Here is a 20,921-nt window from a genome sequence, read left to right on the forward strand (position 1 = left end):
CTGGGGCTCGGAAGGGATGGGGCCGTAGGGATGCGGGGCAATCAGTAACGCGCGATGCCGGGGTCGCGCTCCACCGACCAGGCATCGATGCCGCCGGCAATATTGGCGATCTGCGTGAAACCGCGGCTCTGCAAAAACATGGCGACCTGCATGCTGCGCGCGCCGTGGTGGCACAGGCAGGCGATGGGGCGTGTGGCATCCAGCTCGGCCAAGCGCACGGGGATGATCCCCATGGGGATGGCCAACACTTCCAGACCGTCTTCCTCAACCCGCGCCAGCGCCAGCTCGTGCGGCTCGCGCACGTCCAGCACCAGGGGCAAGCCGGGTGCGTTGGCAGACTGGAACCACTGTTCCAGTTGGCTGGGGCGGATTTGGTCGATCATGGTGTCTACGACGGGGGTTAGAACTGGAAGCGTGAAGGCTCTGCGAAATGCCGCAGGCGCGGCGCGTTGGCATCCCAGGGCTGGGTGGTGCGGAAGTCGGTGGCGCTGGTTCGGGTGACCAAGGTGGCACGCATCTGGGGCTCGTCGCCCACGATGGCAATCAGGCGGCCGCCCACGTTCAGGCGCTGCAGCAGGTCGTGTGGCACCTGGGTAACCGAGCCGCTGAGCACGATGGCGTCAAACGTGCCGTGGGAAGCGCTGAGCTTGGCTCCGTCGTCCTGGCGCACGGTCACATTGCGGATGCCGACTTTTTGCAGGTTGTTGCGGGCCATCTCCACCAGCTCGGGCAGCAGTTCCACGCTCAGCACCTGGGCGGCACGGTGCGACAGCAGCGCGGCCATGAAGCCGGAGCCTGCGCCAATTTCGAGCACCGACTCGTGGGGCTGCAGGGCCAGGTCTTGCAGCAGGCGCGCTTCCAGGCGCGGTGCCAGCATGCACTGGCCACCGAGCAGGGGGATTTCCAGATCGGCAAACGCCAGCGCCCGGTGTGCCAAAGGCACAAATTCTTCGCGTGGCACGGTGCTCAGCAGCTCCAGCACGCCGGTGTCCAGCACATTCCAGGGGCGGATCTGTTGCTCAATCATGTTGAATCGGGCTTGGGCGATGTTCATTGGGGTTTCTCCTTGGAAATCGGGTGGCATAGATGGACAAATTTTACCGGGCGAGGGTGGCCGGTCCGCCCCACTTCCGCTTGGCCCAGTTCGCCAGGTCGTCCATGTAGCAATACACCACCGGCACCACCACCAGGGTGAGCAGCGAGGACGTGATCACACCGCCAATCACTGCCTGCCCCATGGGGGCGCGCATTTCCGATCCTTCAGTCAGCGCAAAGGCCAGCGGCACCATGCCGAAGATCATGGCCAGCGTGGTCATCAAGATGGGGCGCAGCCGCACCTTGGCGGCCAGCAACAGGGCTTCGGAGCGCTCCAAGCCGGGGATATGGCTGCCGTCCGCATCCGTGCCGTCTTCGCGCGCACGGATGGCAAAGTCCACCAGCAGAATCGCGTTTTTGGTGACCAGCCCCATCAGCATCACCACGCCAATGATGGAAAACATGGACAGGGTGGAGCCAAAGGTCATCAGTGCCAACACCACCCCGATGAGGGTGAGCGGCAGTGCGGTCATCAGCGCCAGCGGCTGCAAAAAGCTCTTGAACTGGCTGGCCAGGATCATGTAGATGAACACAATTGCCAGCACCAGGGCCGAGATGGCGTAGCCAAAGGCCTCGGCCATGTCTTTGGTGGAGCCGCTGAACTTGTAGCTGTAGCCTGCGGGCATGGCGATGGTGTCCATCGCAGCCTTGATGTCGGCCGACACCTCGCCCGCCGAGCGACCCGAGACGTTGCCGCTGATCGACACCTCTCGGGTCAGGTCGCGCCGGTTGATCTGGTTGGCGCCGGTCGATTCCACCACCTCGGCCACCTGGTTCAGGCGCACGATGCGCGGGCTGCCATCGGCATTGCTGCCTACGGTAAACGGCAGTTGGCTCAGGTCGCTCGCGCTATTGCGCGCGGTGGGTGCCAGGCGTACGTTGACGTCGTAGGTCTGGTCATCTGGCGCGCGCCAGTTGCCCACCGTCTGACCGGCCACCAGGGTGCGCAGTGCGGTGCCAATCTGGTTGACAGACAGGCCGACGTCCGAGGCCACATCGCGCTTCACCTGCACGTCCAGCGTGGGCTTGTTGGGCTTGACGCTGGAGTCCAAATCCACCAGGCCGGGAATGTCACGGACCTTCTCCAGCGCCAGCGTGGTCAGGCGTTCGAGTTCCCCGGTGTCTGCCCCCTGGATGGAGAAGAGGATTTGTTTTTGCCCGCCCACTGCGTCCATCAGGCCCGCGTGGGTGACCGTGATGCCTGGCACCTGGCGCAGGCGTTCCCTCAGCTTGACCGACATGGCGTCCACACTGAGCTGGCGGTCCTTGCGGTCCACCAGGCGGATGTAGATGCTGGCGTAAATTTTGCCCTGCGCATTGCCGGTGTTGATGGTGGCCAGCGTGTAGCGCACCTCGGGGAACTCGCGGATGATGGCCTCGACCTGCTTGGCTTTGGCTTCGGTGACCTCAATCGAAGAACCCACCGGGGTGTTGAAGTTGACCGTGGTTTCCGAGAAGTCCGACTTCGGGACAAACTCAGTGCCCAAGAGCGGCACCATAAAAATGCTGCCCACAAAAATGCCCAGTGCCAGACCTACCGTGGCCAGCTTGTGCTGCAGCGACCAGCGCAGGATGCCTTGGTAACCGTCGGCCATGCTTTCTGTGGCGGTGTCGAACCAATGGGTGACGCGGCCAATGGTTTTGTCATACAGCGTGACTGGCGGGCCGTGTTTGCCATGGTTGTCGATGCTGGGGTCGTGCCAGACACTGGACAACATGGGGTCCAGCGTGAAGCTCACAAACATCGAGATCAGCACCGCGGCCACGATGGTGATGCCGAACTCGTGGAAAAACTTGCCAATGATGCCGCCCATAAAACCAATGGGCAGGAACACCGCCACGATGGACAGGGTCGTGGCCAGCACCGCCAGGCCAATCTCTTGTGTGCCGTCCAGTGAGGCCTGAAACGCGCCTTTGCCCATTTGCACGTGTCGCACGATGTTTTCGCGCACCACAATGGCATCGTCAATCAGCAGACCCACGCACAAACTCAGCGCCATCAGCGTGATCATGTTGATGGTGAAGCCAAACCAGTGCATGAACAAGAAGGTGCCGATCAGCGCGATGGGCAGGGTGAGCCCGGTGATGACGGTGGAGCGCCAGGAGTTCAGGAACAGGAACACGATCAGCACCGTGAGCACCGCACCTTCGATCAGCGTGCGCCGCACGTTGTCCACCGACACGCGGATCTGGCGCGAGCCATCGTTGATGGGTTCCAGCTTCACGCCAGGAGGCAACTGCTTCTGCATCTCGGCCAAGGTCTTGATCAGGCCATCGACCACGGCAATGGTGTTTTCGTCCTGCGATTTCTGCACCGTGAGCATCAGGGTGCGCTGGCCGTTGTAGAGCGCCAGGCTTTCTACTTCCTGTGCATCATCGGCCACCCGTGCTACTTGGTCCACGCGCACCGGGGCGCCGTTCTTGCGCGCCACGATGATCTTGCCGAAGTCTTCGGGGCGCTGCATGCGCGCCTCGATCTGGATCACACGCTCCTGTTCGGCCGAGCCGATGGCGCCTACGGGCAAGTCCTGGTTTTCGTTGCGTACCGCACTCACCACCTGGTCGGGCGTGATGCCAAACGACTCCAGCGCCTGCGGGTTCAGGTAGACATTGATCTCGCGCTTGGTGCCACCCACCACGGTCACCGAGCCCACGCCACGCACATTCTCCAAGCGTTTCTTGAAGGTTTGTTCGGCCCAGTTGGTGAGTTCCACCGCGCTGGGCACTTTGGCGTTGTGGGCCGCGCCGGACCGCTCCAAGCAAGCACGCGCCCCCTCGGGGGGCAGCGCAGCACACGCAGTGGCAAGCGTGGGGGCGTTATCCGGCAATACAGCCACTGACCAGATGGCACGCGCTGCCGGGTCAAAGCGCAGCACGCGCGGCTCTTTCACTTCGGCACGCAACAGCGGCTTGATAGAAGCCACCTTTTCGCGCACATCCTCGGCCGCCTTGCGGCCATCCACGTGCAGGCCGAATTCGATCACCACAACGCTCTGGCCTTCGTAGCTGCGCGAGGTCAGCGCGTTGATGCCGGCGATCGAGTTCACCCCCTCTTCGATTTTCTTGGAGACTTCACTCTCCACGATCTCTGGGGAGGCACCGGGGTAGTCGGCGATCACCACCACGACAGGGAAATCAATGTTTGGGAACTGGTCCACCTGCAGGCGTTGCAGCGAGAACAGGCCCAGCACCACCAGGGCCAGCATGACCATGGTGGCAAAGACCGGGTTTTGCAGGCTAACGCGGGTGAACCACATCAGTTGCCGCCTTTGGCCGCAGCTGCCTTGACGGCCGTACCCGCCCGCACAGGGCCGACGGTGCCGCTGAGCACCTGGGTGCCTTCGGGCACACCCTGAATGGCAGCAAAGGTTTTGCCCTCTGCCTCACCCCGCGCCACCACGTCCACCGTTTGGTGTTGCACCACGCCGGCTTGCACGGTTTGCACATAGGGTTGTGGTTTGTCGGTGCGTACCGCAGACAGGGGCAAGCCGAGCGCGCGTGTGCTGCCCAGGTTCAGCTGGCCTTGGGCAAACAGACCTTGGCGCAACGAGGCATGGGGTTCCAGCGCCAGGTAGGCCAGCACAGCGCGGCTGCCCGCCACGGCACTGGGGTTCACCCGGCTGACTTTGGCCGCGATGGTGGTCGCAGACCCTTCCACGGTGAGCTGGGCAGTCTGGCCCACCCGCACCTGCAGGGAGTCGGTCGCGCTCAGGCTCGCTTCCAGCTCCAGGCGGCTCAGGTCCACAATTTCGATGATGCGGGCATCCACCGCGACACGTTCACCGGGCTGGGCCAGCCGTTGCGCCACCTGGCCGCTGATGGGCGCGCGTAGCACCGTGTCGTCCAGTGCTTTGGCGGCTACATCCGCTCCCGCCTGTGCAGCCCGGTAGCTGGCCTCTGCTGCTGCCAAATTGGCCGCGGAAGATTCCAGGGCAGTCGTGGAGATAAAACCCTGTTCGACCAAGGAGCGGTTGTTGTCAAAGCTGCGTTTGGCAATGTCGACTTGCGCCCGTGCAGCTTCAGCCTGTTGCTGGGCCTGACGTACCCGGGCCTGGGATTCGGTGGAGTCCACGCGGGCAATCACCTGGCCGGCTTTCACCACGTCGCCTTCACGCACGGTCAGACCTTGCAGCTCCCCGGCCACCCGGGCTTTGACAAACGCCGAGTTCACCGCCTTGAGCGGCCCTGAAATGGCCAAACCTTGCGCCAGGTCCATGTTTTGCACCAGCACCACATCCTGGGGCCCCAGCTCGATGGCCACCTGCACTTTGCTGGCAGCTTGTTGGCTCGCCAGGGCTTCCTGTTGCGTTTTGCGTGCCGACAAGGCCCGCACGGACACACTGGCGACCAGTGCCAATGCCACTGCGCCCGCGGTCCATTTGATCCAGGGTTTCATGGGAGGTTAGCTCGCTTGCAAGGGGCTGGTGGAGGGGCGTACGGCCAAGCCGATCAGCATGTTGTCCACCTGGGTTTGGATGTAAGCCAAAGGGTCAAACACAACGTCGGGGGGCATACACGTGCCCAGCGACTGTTTGGAAATAGCCAGAAACAGGATGGGCGCCATGACCAGATAGGCGCCGTAGTTCAAATCCATCGGGCGGAATTCGCCGCTGTCGATGCCGCGTTGCAGCACCCGCTGGATCAGGGCATTGCCCGGCGCAATCACTTCCGCCTGGTAGAAGGCAGCCAGCTCGGGAAAATTGCCCGCCTCGCTCATCATGAGCTTGGAGATGCCGGCCGCTTGGGTGGACCCCACGCGCTCCCACCACACGGTGATGCAATAGCGCAGCAGCTCCGCGCTGCTGCCTTCGTAGGCGTCCAGCTCCTGGCTCCATTCGTCAAAACGGCCCGAGATGTTCTCACGCACCACGGCTTTGAAGAGTTCTTCCTTGCTGGAGAAATATAGGAACAAGGTACCTTTGGACACGCCTGCGCGTTTGGCTACCTCTTCGGCCCGGGTGGCGGCAAACCCCTTCTCCACAAACAGCTCCAGCGCCGCGGCCAGCAGTTCGCCGGGGCGCGCGTCTTTGCGGCGCTCACGTTTGGCGCGCACATTGCTGGCGAGGAGGTCGATGGGGCACTGCATAAATTACTGACTGATTGGTTATTAATGTAGCCGTGGGGCACGGCAGTGTCAATCGCTAAGGGCCTTTTGCGTAAGATGCGGGCGCTGGTTCCGACCAATGACTTTCCCCATCTTATGGAGTTCCCCATGTCCCTTTCCCTGCAAACCATAACCTTGGGCGGCGGTTGCTTTTGGTGCACCGAGGCGGTGTATGTCCAGGTGAAAGGTGTGGTGGACGTGGAGTCTGGCTACAGCAATGGCCAGGTGGTGCGGCCCAGCTACGAGGATGTATGCACCGGCACCACTGGCCACAACGAGGTGGTGACGCTCGTGTATGACCCTGCACAGATATCTACCCGCGAAGTGTTGGAAATCTTCTTTGTGATCCATGACCCAACCACGCTGAACCGTCAAGGTAACGACGTGGGCACCCAATACCGCAGCGGCATCTATGTCTCGACGCCTGAGCAAGAAGCCGTGGCCCGGGAAGTGATTGCCGAGATGGCGGCGAGTGGGGTCTACAGCCGACCCATCGTCACCAAAGTGCTACCGGTGGACAACTACTGGCCGGCCGAGGCCTACCACCAGGATTTTTTTGAACGCAACCCACACCAGGGCTACTGCATGGCCGTGGCCGCGCCCAAGGTGGCCAAATTCCGCAAAACCTTTGCGCGCTTGCAGAAATAGACCGGGGAAGAAACCCTTCAGCGCCGAATCGGCGAATCGCTGAAGATGCCCCAGTTGGATTTGGGCGCGGGCTTGGGCATTTCCTCTTGGTGTTTTTCAGCGTAGTTCAGGGCCAGGCCCACGCCGCCAATCAAGATCGCCAGGCCGACGACCAACTTCAATACGGTGACCCACAGCTTGGGTTCATCATCGCGTTTCATGCTTATTCTCCAGTTGCACGCTATTGTGCCTCTGTTGACTCCAACGCCCGTCGCAGCTGCGTTAGCAGCTACTGGATGTATAGCAAAAAAGACGGCTAATGCAAAGACATGGCAATGTGCCGCTGGCTGCTGGTACGTGCCAGATCGGCATCGTGGCTGACCAGCAGCACGCTGCAACCTGACTGTGCTGCACCTTCGCACAAGACCTGCATGGTGTTGCGCTGGGTGATGGGGTCCAGGCGGGAGGTCGGTTCGTCCGCAAAGATGAAGGCGGGCTGCAGCAGCATCAGGCGCAGCAGGGAAAAGCGCTGCAGCTCCCCGCCTGATACTGCCTGTGGCAGCCGGGCCAGCAAGCCAGCATCCAGTCCCAGTGCCTGCATCCAGCGGGTCTGGTCGGCAACGGGCAGGGCGTGCGGGCGATGGCGTTGGCGCACATCGTCCAGCGCTTGGCCCAGGGTGCGAAACGGCGAGAAGGCTGCCGGCGGGTCCTGGTAGAGCTTCTGGAACTTCCAGGCCGGCACCTCCGGGGGGCGTTGCACCTGTCCGGCATCGGCCTGCGCAATGCCCAGGAGTACATTGCCCAGCGTCGTTTTGCCGCAGCCGCTGGGGCCGCTGATGGCGACCACCTCGCCTGCGCGCAGCGTCAGGTCCAGCCGCTCAAACACGGTGCGGGCGCCAAAGCGCTTGCCCAAGCCCCGGGCTTGCAACAAGGGCGGGGCATCGGCGCGTGCTGGAAACGGGTAGGCGGGCCAATGCCGCGGCTGCGCAGCCACCAGCTCCCGGGTGTAGGCGTGTTGCGGGTCCTGCAGTACCTGCTGTGCCGGACCTTGCTCCACGATGCGCCCCTGGCGCAACACGGCAACCTGTCCGCCCAGCTGCAAGGCCAAGTCCAGATCGTGGGTGATGGTAAGCAGGGCTTGCCCCTCGGCCTGCGCCGCCATCAGCAGTTGTGCCACCTGCTGGCAAGCGCCGGGGTCCAGGCCCTTGGTGGGCTCGTCCGCAATCAAGAGCTGTGCTTGGGCGACGCTGGCACAGGCCACGCCCACCCTCTGAGCCATGCCACCCGATATCTGGTGCAGCCACTGCCGCGCGGCGTGGCCCAGGCCCAGCGTTTGCAGGCGCTGGCCTGCGGCTTCTTGTGCCTGCGGCCATGGCAGTTTGCGGGCATAGCGGGCGGCTTCGGCCACCTGGCTCTGCATGCGCATCAGCGGGCTCAGTGCCGACCAGGGTTCCTGCGGCAACATCATCACTGTGCGTCCCCACAGCGGTTGGGTCAGGGTGCGCTGGCCGTGGGTCGCCACACCTCCAATGCACACAGAGCCGCTGGCCTGCAAAGCCGCAGGCAAGGTTCCCATGATGGCTTGCGCCAACAGTGATTTGCCCGCACCGGATTCGCCCACCAGGGTGAGCCGCTCGCCGGCTTGCAGGGCAAAGCTGCAAGCCTCCAGCAGGGTGCCGCCCTGGGGGGTGTGGGGGCCGGGTTTCAGGTGAATACGCAGGTCGTCGACCTGCAGCACGGTGTCGCTCATGCGGGGTCTTTCTGGGGGGCGCCGGTGGCAGATTGCAGGGCGGCGACCACCAGCACCAGCAGCAGCACCGGGCCGGCCAGCAGCCACGGCGCTTCGTCGTAATAGGGCAGGGCTTCGGTCATCATCAGGCCCAGCTCGGCGGTGGGCGGGCGCAGGCCAACACCCACGAAACCCAGTGCGGCCACTGCCAGCACCGCGTTGGCCACGGCGTAGCTCCACAGGCGCAGCAGGTCAGCCAGCAGCGGTGGCAGCACATACCAACGCAGCAGGTAGGGGGCGCCAAAGCCCAGCAGGCGCCCGGCTTGTACTGCGTCGCCTGCCAGGGTCAGGCTGGCGCGGCTGCGCACCAAGCGGAAAAACTCCACCCAGGCGGTGAGCACCAGCCCGCTGTAGAGGGCCCACTTGTGGCCGGGTGCCAGTGCGGCTACCAGCAGCACCCACAGCAGGCCGGGAATGGCGGCTACACCATCGGCCCACAGGCGCAGCATGCGGTCTGCCCAGCCACGCTGCCATGCGGCCCACAGGCCCAGAAGCGAGCCCAGCGCGACGGCCAAAAGTGCAGAGCCCAGCGCCAGCCAAAAAGACACCCGCACCGCTTCGCCCAAACAGGCCAGCAGGTCGCGACCCAGATGGTCGGTGCCCAGCCAGTGGGCCCCACTGGGGGCGCTGAGCGTCTGGTCCAGGTTCTGGATGGCGGGGTCCTGGCCCAGCCAAGCGCTGCCCAGACCCAGTAGCAAGACTGCCACCAGCACTCCCAGCCCCCAGTGTTGGAGGACAGGACGTGATGGCACGTCAACGATCGCAGGTGGATGCATTGCGCTCATGCGGCGCTCCCGTTTGCGCGCGTTGTGGCGGGCGCACGCAGGCGTGGGTCCAGCCATTGCACAGCGGTATCCACGAGCCCGTTGAGCAGCACAAACAGCAACCCCATGGCCAGGGCCGTGCCCTGGATCATGGGCACATCGCGCGAGATCACGGCGTGCACCAGCGCGTGACCAATGCCGGGCCACGCCACTAGGCTCTCCACCACCACCACACCTTCGACCAGCAGCACCAGCTGCATGCCCGCATAGGCCAGCGTGCCCAGCGCCAGTGGCGCCAGTGCATGGCGCCATAGCGCGGCGTGCACTGGCATGCCCTTGGTCTGGGCGAATTCAAAGGCATCGGATGCCAGCACCTGCTGCAACTGCTGGCCCACCACCTGGGTGATGCCCGGCACCAGCGTGAGCGCCAGCGCCAAGGCAGGCAACACGAGATAGGAGGCATCGCCATGGCCCGCCACTGGCAGCCAGTCCAGGTGTACGCCCAAGGCCAACATCAACACCACGCCCAGCACAAAGGCCGGGCTCGCCCGCAGCACGGTGCACAGGGGCTGGATCCAGCGGGCACTCCAGTGCGCGCTGCGCAAGGCGGACCAGCCGCCCAGCAACAGGCCCAACACCATGGCCAGCAACCACGCCACCAGCGACAGTTGCAGGGTATGCCCCAGTTGGTGGGCGATTTCATCGGCGACCGGGTCGCCTGACACCATGGACGTGCCCAACCGAAATTGCAGCAGATCGCCCAGCCAGTGCAGCAGTTGCTGCCAGGCCGGCTGGTCCAGGCCCAGCTCTGCGCGCACGGCTTCTGCCGCAGCCGTGTCCACCATGTCGTAGCCGTAGCGGCCCGCAGCAATGCGGTAGGCCGCATCGCCAGGAAGCGCTCGCGTCATCACAAAACTCAGGGCCCCAACGGCCCCAGCCACCAAGGCGCCTTGGCCCAGCAAACGGATGCCCTGGCGGGCTGCCAATGTCCAGCCCATACTTATTGCGCCCAGGTGAATTGGCTGATGCGGTAGCTGCGCTCCAGCGGATCGATGGTGACCTTGCCCAGCCGCTTGCTGTTGGTGGCGGTGTGCTGGTACCAGGCCACCGGGATAACGGGAAGCTCAGCTTGCAGCACCGTGGCCAGCGCACCACGCATGCGCGAGCGGCGGGCCGGGTCGTTGGTGCTGCTCAGACTTTCCAAGGCGCTGGCCACTTGCGCGCTGTGCCAGCCCATGGCGCCCCAGTCGCCGCCTTGTGGGCCGAAGTCCTGCAGCAGGCTGCCGATCGGGTCGGGCACCAGGGCGTAGTTGCGCGCTACCAGCGCCAGCTCCAGCGTGCCATCCTGGTGGCCGGCGGGAATGTCACTGGCGTTGACGATGGACACTGCCACGTCCATGCCCACCTCGCGCAGCTGCGCTTGGATGGCGGTGGCCATGGGGGGCTGTTCGGGCCGGTCCGAGAAAGTGCGCAGCGTAAGCTTGAAGGGGCGTCCGTCCTTGCGCAACATGCCATCCGCACCGGCTTGCCAACCCGCCTCTTGCAAGAGCCGGCGGGCCTGGGCGATGTCGCGTGTGAGGGGCTGCAGGCCTGGCACATGCCATTCGGCCATGCTAGGGGTGAACTGCTGGGTGGCCGCGGCCCTGGGCTCGCGCAGGATGGCCTTGGCAATACCCGGGCGGTCCAGGGCCATGCTGATGGCCCGGCGCACCTTGACGTCTTGGAGCAGCGGGTGGGCGGCGTTGACCTTGAGGTAGAGCGTGCGTGGAATCGGCAGGGTGTGGAACTGCAACTTCGGGTTGCGCTTGAGCCGCTCAATGGCCACAGCGTCATGGGTAAATACCAAGTCAGCCTGGCCGCTTTCGGCCAGCATGCCGCGGGTCTCGCCCCGGCCGCTGGCCAGGTACTCCACGCGCTCCACGGCCGGGCGTGGGCCGCTCCAGCCTTCAAAGGTGGCCGTTTCCAGTTTTTGCGGCGCACTGATACGCACGATTTTGTAGGGACCGGAGCCCAGCACGGCCTGCACGCTGCCGTCAGGGCCAAAAGACGCGGGTGCCAGCACTTGTGTGCTGTTGTGGGCCAGGTAGGCCGGCAGCGCCGTGAAGACCTGCTTGAGGTCGATTTGCACCTCTCCCGTTGCTACGCTGATGCGCTGAATGGGCGTGTTTTTGAGGATGCCCGGCTGTGCCAGAGCGCGTGTCAGGCTGCGTACGACGGCGTCCGGGGTGACCGCGCTGCCATCATGGAAGGTGGCGCCAGGGCGTAGCGCAAAACGCCAGGTTTTCTGGTCGGGCGACACGCTCCAGCGTGCGGCCAGGCCGGGGCTGAGCTGGCCGCTGGCATCCACGTCGACCAGGGTTTCGGTGACTTCCAGGCGGGTGAAGAGGTAGCCGGTCTTGGACGGGTCCAGGCTGCCGATTTCCCAGGGGGCGGCAACTTTCAGCACGCGGGTGGGGCCACCCGGGCCTGTCTGGGCCATGGCGATGGGCAGTGTGGTGGTCGCCAGCGCCAGGAGCAGGGCGCGGCGCAAGGCGCTAGTTGGTGGGTGGAGCGGCATGGTATTGGGTTTTCTAGACGAAATATGGCCTTAGCCCCCGCAAAATATGCGCGGGCAGCTACTGAATTGATAGCGTTTTGGTTTAGTTCTGCGCCATGCCAGCCACCAGCTGCGTCACGTTGTGGCGCATCATTTGCAGGTAGGTGGCGCCAGGCTGGTCGGCGGTGGACAGGGCATCGGCGTACAGGCTGGCACCCAAGGTGGCACCGGCGTCTTTGCTGAGCTGGGCGATGAGCTTCGGCGAACTCATGTTTTCCACAAACACCGCGCGAATCTTTTCACGCTGGATTTGCTTGATGAGCTGGGCCACCTGCTTGGCGCTGGGTTCGGTCTCGGTGTTCACGCCTTGCGGGGCCAGAAACTTCACGCCGTACTGCGCCGCAAAGTAGCCGAACGCGTCGTGCGAGGTGATGACCTTGCGCTTGTCCGCCGCAATGGTGGCGATTTGCGCTTTGGCCCAGCTGTCCAGTGCCTGCAGCTCTTTCACATAGGCCTCGGCGTTGGCCTGGTAGGTGGCAGCACCTGCAGCGTCCACTTTGGCCAGGCCCGCTGCGATGTTGCGCACGTACAGCACTACGTTGTTGGGGTTTTGCCAGGCGTGGGGGTCGGTCTCTTCGTGGGCATGGCCGGCATGGCCTTTCTCTTCTTCCATGTGGCGGGCTTTCACGCCCTTGGCGGCGATGACGCTGTCGCCCTTGTAGCCCGATGACTTGAGCAGCTTGCCCGCCCAAGGCTCAAAGCCCAGGCCATTGATTACCACCAGCTTGGACGCCAGCAGGGTTTTGGCATCGGACGGCTTGGCCTCAAACACATGGGCATCTTCGTTGGGGCCGACCAGCGTGGTCACCGCCACCCGGTCACCGCCCACCACACGCACCAGGTCGCCCAGGATGCTGAAGCTGGCAGTTACCGGCAGTTTGTCGGCAGCGAAGGCGTGGCTGCCCAGCAAGGCCAGGGCGGCGGCGCTGGCGAGCAGAAAACGGCGGGGCAGGGTGCGGATGGAAAACGTGTCGAGTGTGGTCATGGTCGTTGGGGGAGGGAAGAAAAAAGAGAGGGAGGTCAGGCCACCCGGTGGGGACTAGCCCACCAGCGCGGTAGCCAGCCACCGGGCGCCAACAACAAGGAGGTGGCATACAGCCCCCCCGCGCAGGCAATGATGGTCGGGCCCGAGGGGGTGTCGAAGTGGTAGGACAGCAGCAGCCCGGCCACTCCTGCCAAGGCGGCTTGGGCACTGGCGTTGAGCAGTTGCGCAGGCAGGGTGTCATGCCACAGGCGTGCACTCACGGCGGGCAGCATCATCAGGCCCACGGCCATCAGCGTGCCTAGGGTCTGGAAGCCCGCCACCAGGTTGAGCACCACCAGCATCAGGAAGCCTTGCTGCCACACCCAAGGCGGCACGCCGTGGCGGTGGGCCGCCAGGTACACCGGGTCAAAGGTTTCCAGCACCAGGCCGCGGTACATCACCGCCAGCGCCAGCACACTGCAGGTGGCAACCCCGGCGACCAGCAGCAAACCGCTGCTATCCACGCCCAAGGCACTGCCAAACAGGATGTGCAGCAGATCGAGCTGGGTGCCGTGGCTGGCGATCAGCGTCACCCCCAGGGCCAGGGCCACCAGGTAGATGGCGGCCAAGCTGGCGTCTTCTTTCAGGGTGGTGAAGCGGGTCACCGCACCCGCAATGCCTGCGACCAGCATGCCCGCCAACACACCACCCAGGGCCATGGCCGTGAGCGACAGGCCGCTCACCATAAAGCCAATGGCCACGCCCGGCAGCACTGCGTGGCTGAGCGCGTCGCCCAACAGGCTCATGCGCCGCAAGGTCAAGAAAACGCCCAAGGGCGCTGCACTGAGCGACAGCGCCAGCGTGGCTACCAGCGCACGCCGCATGAAGGCGAATTCGGCAAACGGGGAGAAGAGGGCATCCCATACGGGGCCCAGAATCAAGTCCATGGCAGTCCTCAGGCGGTGGCTGCCAGGCGCTGGGCCAGCAGGGTGTCAAAGTCCTGGCCGTCGACTTGGCCGTCGATGTCGCAGATGGCGGCGGTCTCGTCCCAGGCTTCGGCCATGTTGCGAGCCCGGGCCAGGTTGGCACTGGTCAATACATCCGCTGTGGCGCCCCAGGCAATGCACTCGCGTGCCAGCAGCAAGGTCTGGGGGAAATAGTCTTTCACTTGCGCGTCGTCGTGCAGCACGGCAATCACCGTGCGGCCCTGGCGCTGCCACTGCTGCACCAGCGCCAGCAGGCCTGCCGTGGTCTTGCTGTCCACCGCGTTGAAGGGTTCGTCCAGCAGGATGATGTCGGCGTCTTGCACCAGCAGGCGGGCAAACAAGGCGCGCTGCAACTGCCCACTGGACAGCGTGCCCACCGGGCGGTGCTCAAAACCCTGCAGGCCCACCGCGTGCAGGGCCGCGTCCACCCGCGCCAGCTGGGGCGCACTGGCGCTGCCCCAGGCACCGGTCTGCGTCCACAAGCCCATCAGCACGCAGTCGCGCACGGCCAGTGGAAAGCTGCGGTCCAGCTCGCTGTGCTGGGGCAGATAAGCCAGACGCAGCCCCGGCGTGTGCTGGATGCTGGAGTGGCGGTCCAGCGGCACCAGGCCAGCCAGGCTTTTGAGCAGGGTGCTCTTGCCCGCGCCATTGGGCCCGATGACGGCGGTGAGCGAGCCGCGCGCAAAGTGGCCACTCACATGGTGCAGCGCCGGGTGGCGCCGGTAGCTGACCGTCAGGTTGTGCAGGGTGATGGCGGGGCCGTGCGCCAAGGGAGCTGAAAGGCTCATAGCGGCGCGGCTTCCAGGCTGGCCCACCACACACCCAGCCACAGCAGGGCCAGGGCGGGCAGGGTCCACAGCACACGGCGCCAGGCCGGCAGGGCCAACACGCTGGTGCGCAGGCGGCGGGGTTCGGAGGGTTTCACGAAAAGGCTCATAATGCAACTTAATTGCGATATAGTCTAACGCAATTCAGTTGCACTTTTTGTCTAATGCAACTGAATTGCATTTTTTGAGGTCCCTGTATGGCGTCTGCCCACCCACCTGCCCCCCCCGTCCTGGAGGGCGACAACCCCATCGACGCGCTGCTGTCCGCCCACGGCCTGCGCCGCACGGCGGCTGCGCGCCGCGTGCTGGGTTGGCTGCTGGCCCACCCCGATACCAGCTACACCCACGCGCAGTTGCAGGAGTCATTGGCGGGTGACCACGCCGAGCCGCTGGACCGCGTCACCCTGTACCGCCTGATTGACCGGCTCACGCAGGTGGGCTTGCTGCTGTGCCGGGTGGACAGCCAGCGCGTGCGCCGTTACCAGGCCATGCCGGCCAGCGTGCACGCCACGCCCCACTTTGAGTGCCAGACCTGCCACCGCGACAGCCCGCTGGCCGGCGCCCTGCACGCGGCAGACCTGGAAAAGGCGGCGCAAACCGCCATCGAATCCTTGCGCGCGCTGGGCTACCAGGACATGCACCTGGACTTCGCGGTGCGCGGCGTGTGTGTGGATTGCGCCACGGGTCACGCCAGCGCGGAACCTGCCGCCGGGCCCGCCGCATGATCCAGACGCGCGGCCTCGCCTACCGCTACCCCGGCGCCGATGCGGGTGATGTCCTGCAGTTCCCCGACGTGGAGGTGGCGCAGGGCACGGTGCTGCTGCTCAGCGGCCCGTCGGGCTGCGGCAAATCGACCTGGCTGGCCTTGGTGGCGGGCCTGGTCGCGCCCACGGCGGGCACGCTGGAGGTGGCTGGCCAGCGGCTGGATGCTCTGCAATCGGTAGCGGCTGACGCTTGGCGGGCAAGGGCTATCGGCTTTCTTCCTCAAAAATTGCACCTCAGCGCGGCGCTGACGGTGCAGCAGAACCTGGCCATGGCGCAGTGGGCGGCAGGCCAACCCGAAGACGCTTCTGCCATTGCCACCACCCTCGCCGCGCTGGGCGTGGCGGAGCTGGCGCGGCGCTTGCCTGCGCAGCTCTCGGGCGGGCAGGCGCAGCGGGTGGCGCTGGCGCGTGCTGTGCTGCAACAGCCGCGCGTGCTGCTAGCCGACGAGCCCACCGCCAGCCTGGACGATGAGGCTGCCGCTGACGCTATAGGCCTGCTGCTGGCCACGGCCCGCAGCCACGGCGCCACCTTGGTGATTGCTACGCACGATGCGCGGGTGGCGGCACTCATTCCTCCTCAAATGAATAGTCAAATCGGCTTCCAGCCCTTGCGTTTACTGCGCAAGAAGCTATCAAAAGCGTAGCGCCATGAATACCTTGTTGCTGGCTTGGCGCTACCTGTGGTCCCGTCCCTTGGGCGCGCTGCTCAATCTGCTCCTGCTGAGTCTGGGCTTGGCGTCCATCACCTTTTTGATTCTGGTGGGGACGCAACTCTCCCGCGCGTTTGACCGTGACCTGGCCGGTATCGACGTGGTCGTGGGCGCCAAGGGCAGCCCCATGCAGCTCATCCTCTCGGGCGTGCTGCACATCGATGTGCCGCCGGGCAATGTGCCCCTGAGCGCGGTGAAGGCGCTGGCCCAGAACCCCTTGGTTGCGCAGCTCATTCCCATCAGCTTGGGCGACAACTTTGCGGGCTACCGCATCGTGGGTACTTCGCATGCCTACCTGGACCACTACGCGGCCCAACTGGCCCAGGGGCAGGTGTGGGATGCCCCCATGCAGGTCGTGCTGGGCGCGACGGTCGCGCGCCAGTTGGGGGCCACCCTGGGCCAGACCTTTGTGGGCTCGCACGGGCTGGGCGCTGGTGGCCACCTGCATGGCGACAACCCTTACACCGTGGTGGGCATCCTGGCGCCTGGCGGCAGTGTGTTGGACCGCCTGATCCTCACCGACACGGCCTCGGTCTGGAAGGTACACGAGGACTACACCGCCGTGGACGAGGAAGACCGCAAGGTGATGGAGGACGAGCGCGAAATTACGATGGCGCTCGTCAAGTACAAGACCCCGATGGCGGCATTGAGCTTCCCGCGCTATGTGAATACCAGCACCGAGATGCAGGCCGCCGCGCCCGCGCTGGAAGTGACCCGCCTGCTGCACATGCTGGGCCTGGGCACCGATGTGCTGCGCGCCTTTGCGGGCGTGCTGCTTTTGACGGCAGGTTTGAGTGTGTTCATCGCGCTGTGGAGCGCGGTGCGCGAGCGCCGGGCGGACTTGGCGCTCCTGCGCATGCTGGGTGCGCCGCCGCGCAAGGTAGCCGCCCTGCTGCTGAGCGAGGCGCTCTGGCTGGGCCTGCTGGCCGCCGTGCTGGGCCTGCTGCTGGGGCAGGGCTTTGCTGCGCTGCTGGCCTGGCTGCTGGCGCTGGACAACTCGCTGCTGATCGGCGGCATGGTCTGGCCTTTGGCCCTGTGGGTGGTGCCCGCACTGGCGTTGGGCGTGTCCTTGCTGTCTGCCTTGTTACCCACCTTCGCGGCTTACCGCGTGAGCGTGCTCGACCTTCTGCAATCTCGTTGATCCACTCGAAAGGAAATTTATGAAAAAAGTACTCCTGGCCCTCGTATTCCTTGCGCAAGCAGCTACGCTTTCCATAGCAAAAGAAAGCGCTGAAGAAACCAAGCAAGACGTGGCCCGCCACCGCGCGATGGCCGCGGCCCACGAAGCCGCAGCCAAGTGCCGCGAGTCCGGCAAGGGTGAAGACGTGTGCAACAAGGAACTGCAAGCCGCCTGCAAAGGCCTGGCGATTGGCAAGTTCTGCGGCATGAAACACGAGCACTGAACGGCAATGTCCCCGTGGCCTGTGCGGCGCGCCTGTCGCTTTAAGATAACGCGGTTGGAGGTCCCCATGAAACCAGTCGCCCATGTTCTTTTCGCCGCCTTGGCCCTTGCCGTGGGCAGCGCCCAGGCCCAGCTCAGCTCCCCCATGGGTCCTGGGGGCGCAGTGCCTGCGGGCACGGGTGCCGGTGTGCACAGCCCCAACAGCCCTTTTGCGCCCATCAAGGAGCGGGCCGATGTGCTGCCCTGGTCGGTGCTCACCACCGTCAAGACCAAGACCGAAAAGAACCGCCTGTTGCCCGTCTTTCCGGCCGATGTACAGGCGCTCAACAAGAAAACCCAGCGCATTCAGGGCTTCATGATGCCGCTGGAGCCGGGTGAAAAACAAAAGCACTTTCTGCTCAGCTCGGTGCCGCTCACCTGCTCGTTTTGCGTGCCCGGCGGGCCCGAGAGCATGGTGGAGGTGAAGACCAAAACCCCGGTGAAGTATTCGCTGGAAGTGGTGGTGGTCGAAGGCCAGTTTGCCGTGCTCAACGACGACCCTTACGGTCTGTACTACCGCATCACCGACGCCGTGGCCGTCAAGTAAAGGGCGCGCGGTTTGTTGTCACTGGACCACCCGGTCGTCTCATCCCTGTTGCCGGTGGTTTTGCTGATTGTGGTGGGGCTCATCACGGGCAAGGCCAAGCTGATCCGCCAAGAGGCGGTGCGTGATTTGTCCAACCTCGTCTTTCTGGTGCTCACGCAGGCGCTACTGTTTCGCACCATGAGCAGCGTGCATGTGCAGGACCTGGACTTTGCCCCCGTATCGCTCTACTTTGCCGTGGCAGCGGCCCTGTTCACCGGCATGTTGCTGGTGCAGGGCGCCAGCAGCCGCGCGGCGGTCATTGCACTCTCAGGCACCTTCAGCAACACCGTGATGATCGGCATTCCGCTGGTGGGGCTGGCCTACGGCAAAGATGCGCTGGTGCTGCTGTTCACCCTCATCTCTTTGCATGCGCTGGTGTTGCTGACCTTTGCCACCGTGGTGTTGGAGCTGCTGAGCGCGCGCGAGCAGAGCGCGCAGGCCGATGCCCCGTCGCGCCACCCGCTCAAGTCCATAGGCCTGGCGGTGCGCAACGCGGTGGTGCACCCGGTGCCCATGCCTATCATTGCCGGGCTGCTGTACGCCCAAACCGGCTGGGGCCTGCCCGACGTGGTGGACCGTCCGCTGCAACTGCTGGGCAACGCCTTTGGCCCGGTGGCGCTGGTGTTGGTGGGGGTGACGCTCTCCAACGCCGCCATTGGCCGCAACCTCAAGGGGGCCTTGGCCATTTCTTCGGTCAAAACCTTGCTGCACCCAGCGCTGATGGCCTTGGTGGGGTATGCCTGTGGCCTGCGTGGCATGTCGCTCACGGTGTTGGTGGTGGCGGCGTCGTTGCCGATTGGGGCGAACGTGTTTTTGTTCTCGCAGCGGTACCAGAAGGCTGAGGATTTGGTGACGGCTAGCGTGGCTGTTTCTACCTTGGTTGCGTTGGTGAGTGTGACGTTGGTGATGACGGTGGTGCCTTTGATTGCCTAGCTTTCTTGGGTGCGTATTGGTTCGGCTACACCGCTTTTTTGGACACCCACTCCCCCAGCCCCTCGCCCCGTCGGCGAGGGGAGCCTTTGAACAGCCAATTTGAGGGCTTTGCGCCGGCTACGGTGCTACGCAAGTACCGCGGCCATTAGGTGGGTACGCCACGGCCAGTGCCAGCGGTTGTGGTGAACGAGTAAAAGTGCGCGCGGAGCCACTGGCGGGCGCAGCCGCCAGCCGTGCCGAACAGACATCTCCGAGGTATCCACAACCGCAGGCGCGGGCCGTGGAGTCAAGACACGCTGGCAACGTCACCCCCAGTAGCTACGCAGTCGGCGCGACACCACAAGATATGGCTGTTAAAAGGCTCCCCTCGCCGACGGGGCGAGGGGCTGGGGGAGTGGGTGTTAAAAAAAGCGGTCTAGGTGCTAGAAATCAGTCGCAAAAGGTCAACCGAAAACTCAGGGAGCGAGTCGGTCCCGCGTCCAAGCACCATCCGCATCCAAGGTGTAGCGCAACCGGTCATGCAGCCGGCTCCTGCGCCCCTGCCAAAACTGCCAGTGGTCCGGCTTCAGCCGGTAGCCCCCCCAGTGCGGTGGCCGCGGCGGCTGCAGCAAAAACTGCGCGGCGTACTTGGCGGCATTGGCTACCAGCACACCGCGCCCCGGAATCACCTCGCTCTGGGGGGAGGCCCACGCCCCAATGCGCGAATCCAGCGGGCGGCTGTGGAAGTAGGCGTCGCTCTCTTCATTGCTCACCTTTTCCACCACCCCCTCAATACGCACCACGCGCTCCAGCTCCACCCAGTGGAACTGCAGGGCTGCATAGGGGTTGCCCGCCAACTCGTGGCCTTTGCGGCTGGCGTAGTTGGTGTACCAGACGATGCCACGCGCGTCATAGCCCTTGATCAGCACCACGCGGGTGCTGGGGCGCAGGTCGCTGCCCACGGTGGCCAGCGTCATGGCGTTGGGCTCGGGCACCTCGCCGGCAATGGCTTCTTGGAGCCACTGGTCAAACTGTTGCAAGGGGTCGGCATGCGAGGCGGTTTCGTCCAGCTCTGCGCGTTCGTAGCTTTTGCGGAGGTCGGCAATAGATGTCATATGGCCAGTATAGGCAGCGGGCCATACCCGCTGCTTGCGGCAGGTCAGCTACCATGCAGCGATGTCGCCGCCCACCCCCCACATGCTGCCCGATGCAGACCACCTGCCCGTGGTGCTGGTGCTGGCCTCGGGCCGGGGCGAGCGTTTTTTGGCCTCGGGTGGGCGGACCCACAAGCTGCAGGCCGACCTGTGCGGCGCCACCGTCTTGCAGCGCACGCTGGACGCCGTGCAAGCCAGCGGCCTGCGCTGGCACCTGGAGGACGCAGGCCACCCCGGCATGGGTGACAGCATTGCCGCCGCCGTGCGAGCCACGCGCGATGCAGCGGGTGGCTGGATGGTGCTGCCAGCGGACCTGCCCTTGGTACAACCAGATACCTTGGTTACCATTGCCCGCGCGCCTATGGATGGGGATGTTCTGGTGCCGTGGTTCGAAGGGCAGCGCGGCCACCCAGTACGCTTTGTCGCCCGCTGTGGCGAGGCATTGGCAAGTTTGCAAGGAAATCAGGGTGCAGCGCCCGCGGTATCTGCGCACAAAGCTATCAAATTGGTAGTGAATGATGCAGGTTGCGTGCTGGACATTGACACTGTGGATGACCTGGAGCGGGCCCGCGCGGCGTGGCGGGGGACCCACTAGTTCGTAC

General features: G+C 64.7%; 23 protein-coding genes. 8 read left to right on the top strand and 15 right to left on the bottom strand.

Annotation, left to right across the window (positions count from 1 at the left end):
* Positions 1 to 41: 41 nt before the first annotated feature.
* From U5O12_RS08335 to U5O12_RS08355, 5 genes are read right to left on the bottom strand one after another with little or no spacing between them, the layout of a single operon-like run.
* Complete coding sequence (locus tag U5O12_RS08335) at positions 42 to 383, bottom strand: rhodanese-like domain-containing protein (RefSeq protein WP_322578183.1); 342 nt, start codon at positions 381 to 383, stop codon at positions 42 to 44.
* 17 nt (positions 384 to 400) lie between these two features.
* Entirely contained in the window at positions 401 to 1,054 is a 654-nt protein-coding gene (locus U5O12_RS08340) for a protein-L-isoaspartate O-methyltransferase (protein WP_322578184.1), read from the bottom strand.
* Positions 1,055 to 1,097: 43 nt separating this feature from the next.
* Complete coding sequence (locus tag U5O12_RS08345; protein ID WP_322578185.1) at positions 1,098 to 4,352, bottom strand: efflux RND transporter permease subunit; 3,255 nt, start codon at positions 4,350 to 4,352, stop codon at positions 1,098 to 1,100.
* Positions 4,352 to 5,491 carry an efflux RND transporter periplasmic adaptor subunit gene (locus U5O12_RS08350; protein ID WP_322578186.1) on the bottom strand — a complete coding sequence of 380 codons (1,140 nt, stop codon included), beginning with the start codon at positions 5,489 to 5,491 and terminating at the stop codon, positions 4,352 to 4,354. Before U5O12_RS08350 ends, U5O12_RS08345 begins: the two co-directional genes overlap by 1 nt.
* Positions 5,492 to 5,497: 6 nt before the next feature.
* Positions 5,498 to 6,181: a TetR/AcrR family transcriptional regulator gene (locus tag U5O12_RS08355; RefSeq protein WP_322578187.1), complete on the bottom strand. Its 684-nt coding sequence runs from the start codon at positions 6,179 to 6,181 to the stop codon at positions 5,498 to 5,500.
* A gap of 126 nt (positions 6,182 to 6,307) precedes the next feature.
* Between U5O12_RS08355 and msrA the strand changes: the two genes are divergently transcribed.
* A complete protein-coding gene (msrA, locus tag U5O12_RS08360) occupies positions 6,308 to 6,847 on the top strand; it encodes a peptide-methionine (S)-S-oxide reductase MsrA (protein WP_322578188.1) in 540 nt (179 codons plus the stop codon).
* A gap of 17 nt (positions 6,848 to 6,864) precedes the next feature.
* On the opposite strand, the gene U5O12_RS08365 is transcribed toward msrA, so the two are convergent.
* The 9 genes from U5O12_RS08365 to U5O12_RS08405 form a co-directional block, all read right to left on the bottom strand.
* Positions 6,865 to 7,047 carry a hypothetical protein gene (locus U5O12_RS08365; RefSeq protein WP_322578189.1) on the bottom strand — a complete coding sequence of 61 codons (183 nt, stop codon included), beginning with the start codon at positions 7,045 to 7,047 and terminating at the stop codon, positions 6,865 to 6,867.
* A gap of 95 nt (positions 7,048 to 7,142) precedes the next feature.
* On the bottom strand, positions 7,143 to 8,576 hold the full coding sequence (locus tag U5O12_RS08370; RefSeq protein WP_322578190.1) for an ABC transporter ATP-binding protein: 1,434 nt from the start codon (positions 8,574 to 8,576) through the stop codon (positions 7,143 to 7,145).
* Entirely contained in the window at positions 8,573 to 9,400 is an 828-nt protein-coding gene (locus U5O12_RS08375) for an ABC transporter permease (RefSeq protein ID WP_322578191.1), read from the bottom strand. Before U5O12_RS08375 ends, U5O12_RS08370 begins: the two co-directional genes overlap by 4 nt.
* Positions 9,397 to 10,377, bottom strand: coding sequence for an ABC transporter permease (locus U5O12_RS08380; protein WP_322578192.1), 981 nt, complete (start codon positions 10,375 to 10,377; stop codon positions 9,397 to 9,399). Before U5O12_RS08380 ends, U5O12_RS08375 begins: the two co-directional genes overlap by 4 nt.
* A 2-nt stretch (positions 10,378 to 10,379) precedes the next feature.
* On the bottom strand, positions 10,380 to 11,936 hold the full coding sequence (locus U5O12_RS08385) for an ABC transporter substrate-binding protein (RefSeq protein ID WP_322578193.1): 1,557 nt from the start codon (positions 11,934 to 11,936) through the stop codon (positions 10,380 to 10,382).
* Between the two features lie 82 nt (positions 11,937 to 12,018).
* The gene (locus tag U5O12_RS08390; protein WP_322578194.1) at positions 12,019 to 12,960 is read right to left on the bottom strand and encodes a metal ABC transporter substrate-binding protein; all 942 of its coding nucleotides are present in this window, start codon (positions 12,958 to 12,960) and stop codon (positions 12,019 to 12,021) included.
* A gap of 35 nt (positions 12,961 to 12,995) precedes the next feature.
* Entirely contained in the window at positions 12,996 to 13,886 is an 891-nt protein-coding gene (locus U5O12_RS08395) for a metal ABC transporter permease (protein WP_322578195.1), read from the bottom strand.
* An 8-nt stretch (positions 13,887 to 13,894) separates the two neighbouring features.
* Positions 13,895 to 14,713, bottom strand: a complete 819-nt coding sequence (locus U5O12_RS08400) for a metal ABC transporter ATP-binding protein (RefSeq protein WP_322578196.1) — start codon at positions 14,711 to 14,713, stop codon at positions 13,895 to 13,897.
* Positions 14,710 to 14,850, bottom strand: a complete 141-nt coding sequence (locus U5O12_RS08405; protein WP_322578197.1) for a hypothetical protein — start codon at positions 14,848 to 14,850, stop codon at positions 14,710 to 14,712. Before U5O12_RS08405 ends, U5O12_RS08400 begins: the two co-directional genes overlap by 4 nt.
* Before the next feature lie 99 nt (positions 14,851 to 14,949).
* Between U5O12_RS08405 and U5O12_RS08410 the strand changes: the two genes are divergently transcribed.
* The 6 genes from U5O12_RS08410 (at position 14,950) to U5O12_RS08435 (ending at position 19,186) form a co-directional block, all read left to right on the top strand.
* On the top strand, positions 14,950 to 15,477 hold the full coding sequence (locus tag U5O12_RS08410; RefSeq protein ID WP_322578198.1) for a Fur family transcriptional regulator: 528 nt from the start codon (positions 14,950 to 14,952) through the stop codon (positions 15,475 to 15,477).
* Positions 15,474 to 16,160 carry an ABC transporter ATP-binding protein gene (locus tag U5O12_RS08415; RefSeq protein ID WP_322578199.1) on the top strand — a complete coding sequence of 229 codons (687 nt, stop codon included), beginning with the start codon at positions 15,474 to 15,476 and terminating at the stop codon, positions 16,158 to 16,160. Before U5O12_RS08410 ends, U5O12_RS08415 begins: the two co-directional genes overlap by 4 nt.
* 4 nt (positions 16,161 to 16,164) lie before the next feature.
* Entirely contained in the window at positions 16,165 to 17,367 is a 1,203-nt protein-coding gene (locus U5O12_RS08420; RefSeq protein WP_322578200.1) for an ABC transporter permease, read from the top strand.
* Positions 17,368 to 17,386: 19 nt separating this feature from the next.
* Positions 17,387 to 17,629 (top strand): hypothetical protein, encoded by a 243-nt coding sequence (locus U5O12_RS08425; protein ID WP_322578201.1) that lies wholly within the window; start codon positions 17,387 to 17,389, stop codon positions 17,627 to 17,629.
* A 66-nt stretch (positions 17,630 to 17,695) separates the two neighbouring features.
* A complete protein-coding gene (locus tag U5O12_RS08430; RefSeq protein ID WP_322578202.1) occupies positions 17,696 to 18,214 on the top strand; it encodes a DUF3299 domain-containing protein in 519 nt (172 codons plus the stop codon).
* Positions 18,215 to 18,235: 21 nt separating this feature from the next.
* Positions 18,236 to 19,186 carry an AEC family transporter gene (locus U5O12_RS08435; protein ID WP_322578241.1) on the top strand — a complete coding sequence of 317 codons (951 nt, stop codon included), beginning with the start codon at positions 18,236 to 18,238 and terminating at the stop codon, positions 19,184 to 19,186.
* Between the two features lie 455 nt (positions 19,187 to 19,641).
* On the opposite strand, the gene pdxH is transcribed toward U5O12_RS08435, so the two are convergent.
* Complete coding sequence (gene pdxH, locus U5O12_RS08440; protein WP_322578203.1) at positions 19,642 to 20,280, bottom strand: pyridoxamine 5'-phosphate oxidase; 639 nt, start codon at positions 20,278 to 20,280, stop codon at positions 19,642 to 19,644.
* A gap of 61 nt (positions 20,281 to 20,341) precedes the next feature.
* On the opposite strand from pdxH, the gene U5O12_RS08445 reads away from it, so the two are divergent.
* Positions 20,342 to 20,914, top strand: a complete 573-nt coding sequence (locus U5O12_RS08445) for a nucleotidyltransferase family protein (protein WP_322578204.1) — start codon at positions 20,342 to 20,344, stop codon at positions 20,912 to 20,914.
* The last annotated feature ends 7 nt before the right edge of the window (positions 20,915 to 20,921 follow it).

Source organism: Rhodoferax sp. (assembly GCF_034519335.1).
Taxonomy (GTDB): domain Bacteria; phylum Pseudomonadota; class Gammaproteobacteria; order Burkholderiales; family Burkholderiaceae_C; genus Allorhodoferax.